The sequence below is a fragment of the Mesorhizobium sp. M7A.F.Ca.AU.002.02.1.1 genome (genome assembly GCF_003998535.1).
GTDB lineage: Bacteria > Pseudomonadota > Alphaproteobacteria > Rhizobiales > Rhizobiaceae > Mesorhizobium > Mesorhizobium ciceri.
Genome location: NZ_RZPB01000896.1, coordinates 1 through 2,185, shown reverse-complemented (window position 1 = coordinate 2,185; position 2,185 = coordinate 1). Strand labels below are relative to the sequence as shown.

The following is a 2,185-nucleotide window of genomic DNA, read 5'->3' as shown; positions in this document are numbered from 1 at the left end:
TTGTCCGCCCCTGGACCGATGGCGAATTTGCCGCCTTGCTCGAACAGGACACCGTGTTCGGCTATGCCGCGCGCGAAACCGGACAGGGCTCCAAGCCGCCCGTCGGCTTCGTGCTGGCGCGGCTTGCGGCAGGCGAGGGCGAGATCCTGACCGTCGCGGTGGCGCGATCGCATCGCCGGCAGGGGTTGGGCTGGCAATTGATGGACGCGGTGTTGCGCGAACTGCACGCGCAGCGCGCCGAAGCGCTGTTCCTCGAGGTCGACGAGACTAATGTCGCGGCGATCGCGCTTTATCGCCGGCTGGGCTTCCGCGAGGTCGGCAAGCGGCCGAATTACTACAGGTCGGCCGAACACGGACCGACCGGCGCGCTTGTCATGCGCCGCGATCTTCGCTAGCGAGACGGCCGGGATGGGGCGATGATCAAGAAAATCAGGATTTTCCTGGCGCTGGGCCTCGTTGTCGCCGGTTCGCTGGTCCTCGTGCCGTTACAGATACTGTCGATGAAGACCGGCTGGTGGCCGGAAACCTTCATCCTCAAGATCTGGCACAGGCTGATCATCAGGGCGCTCGGCATGCGCATCCATGTCAAGGGGACGCTGTCCGACAAGCGCCCGCTGCTGGTTGCGTCCAATCACATCTCCTGGACCGACATCATGGTGCTCGGCTCTTTTGCCGACGTAAAATTCATCGCCAGGGCTGATATGGAAGGCTGGCCGCTGATCGGCATGCTTTCGAAGCTGCAGCGTACCGTGTTCATCGAGCGCGAGCGCAAGCGTTCGTCGGGCGACCAGGCAAGCGAGATTGCCAGCCGCATGGCCAAGGGCGATGCGATGGTGCTGTTTGCCGAGGGCTCGACCGGCGACGGCAATATGGTCCTGCCGTTCAAGAGCACGCTGTTCGGCGCCGCCTCGATGGCGATTTCGGAAGGCGCGGCGGAACAGGTGTTCATCCAGCCGGTGGCGATCGCCTATACGCGTCTGCACGGCGTGCCGCTCGGCCGCCGGCATCGCCCGCTTGCCGCCTGGATCGGCGATGAGGATTTGATGCCGCATCTCAAGGTATTGCTGGCGGAGGGCGCGCTCGACGTCGAGGTGCATTTCGGCGAGGCAATCGCCTTTTCCAAGGGTTCGAACCGCAAGGAGACGTCGAAACTGATGGAAAGCCAGGTGCGTGAGATGATGCAGGCGGCGCTTGCCGACCCGCGGCCGAGCCGCTAGCCCCGGCATGCCCTTGCTGGCGCGGGCCGAGAATCGTCTGTTTTTTGTCACGGAAAGGCGTTAGAAGCCGCCTTATGGACTTGAACACGATAGAAAGCGACGACATCGGCACTATGGCTGGACAGCCGGCAGTGCTTTCCACGGCAGCGAAAAAAGTCTTCATCAAGACCTATGGCTGCCAGATGAACGTCTATGATTCGCAGCGTATGGCCGATGCGCTGGCTGCCGACGGCTATTCCGCGACCGATGCCATTGGCGAGGCGGACCTGGTGCTGCTGAACACCTGTCATATCAGGGAGAAGGCGGCCGAAAAGGTCTATTCCGAGCTCGGCCGTATCCGCGACATGAAAGCCGAGCGTGCCCTGGCCGGCCGCGAGATGCTGGTCGGCGTCGCCGGCTGCGTGGCGCAGGCCGAAGGCGCCGAGATCATCCGCCGTTCGCCGGCCGTCGACCTGGTCATCGGCCCGCAGACTTATCACCGGCTCCCCGACGTGCTGGCGCGGGTGCGCGGCGGCGAAAAGATCGTCGAGACCGACTACGCCATCGAGGACAAGTTCGAGCATCTGCCGCAGTCCAAGCGCGCCGAGGTCATCAAGCGCGGCGTCACCGCCTTCCTCACCGTGCAGGAAGGCTGCGACAAGTTCTGCACCTTCTGCGTCGTGCCCTATACCAGAGGCTCCGAAGTTTCCCGGCCGGTGGCGCAGATTGTCGCGGAGGCTGAGCGCCTGGCTGAAGCCGGGGTGCGCGAAGTGACGCTGCTTGGCCAGAACGTCAATGCCTGGCATGGCCAGGGCGAGAACGGCCACGAGTGGGGCCTTGGCCGCCTGCTGTTCAGGCTGGCCGAAATCCCCGGGCTGGCGCGTCTGCGCTACACCACCAGCCACCCGCGCGACATGGATGACGAGTTGATAGCGGCCCATCGCGATCTGCCGGCGTTGATGCCCTATCTGCATCTGCCGGTGCAATCG

The 2,185-nt window shown here is 64.1% G+C and carries 3 protein-coding genes; all 3 read left to right on the top strand.

What is annotated here, in order from left to right; genetic code table 11:
- Window positions 1-395 (top strand): N-acetyltransferase (locus EN879_RS32985; RefSeq protein ID WP_164774729.1); only part of this gene is annotated, 395 nt, incomplete at its 5' end.
- Window positions 396-416: 21 nt separating this feature from the next.
- A complete protein-coding gene (locus tag EN879_RS32980) occupies window positions 417-1,217 on the top strand; it encodes a 1-acyl-sn-glycerol-3-phosphate acyltransferase (protein WP_063169990.1) in 801 nt (266 codons plus the stop codon).
- A gap of 113 nt (window positions 1,218-1,330) precedes the next feature.
- Window positions 1,331-2,185: MiaB/RimO family radical SAM methylthiotransferase (locus tag EN879_RS32975; RefSeq protein WP_245493906.1), on the top strand; the 855-nt coding region annotated here is incomplete at its 3' end.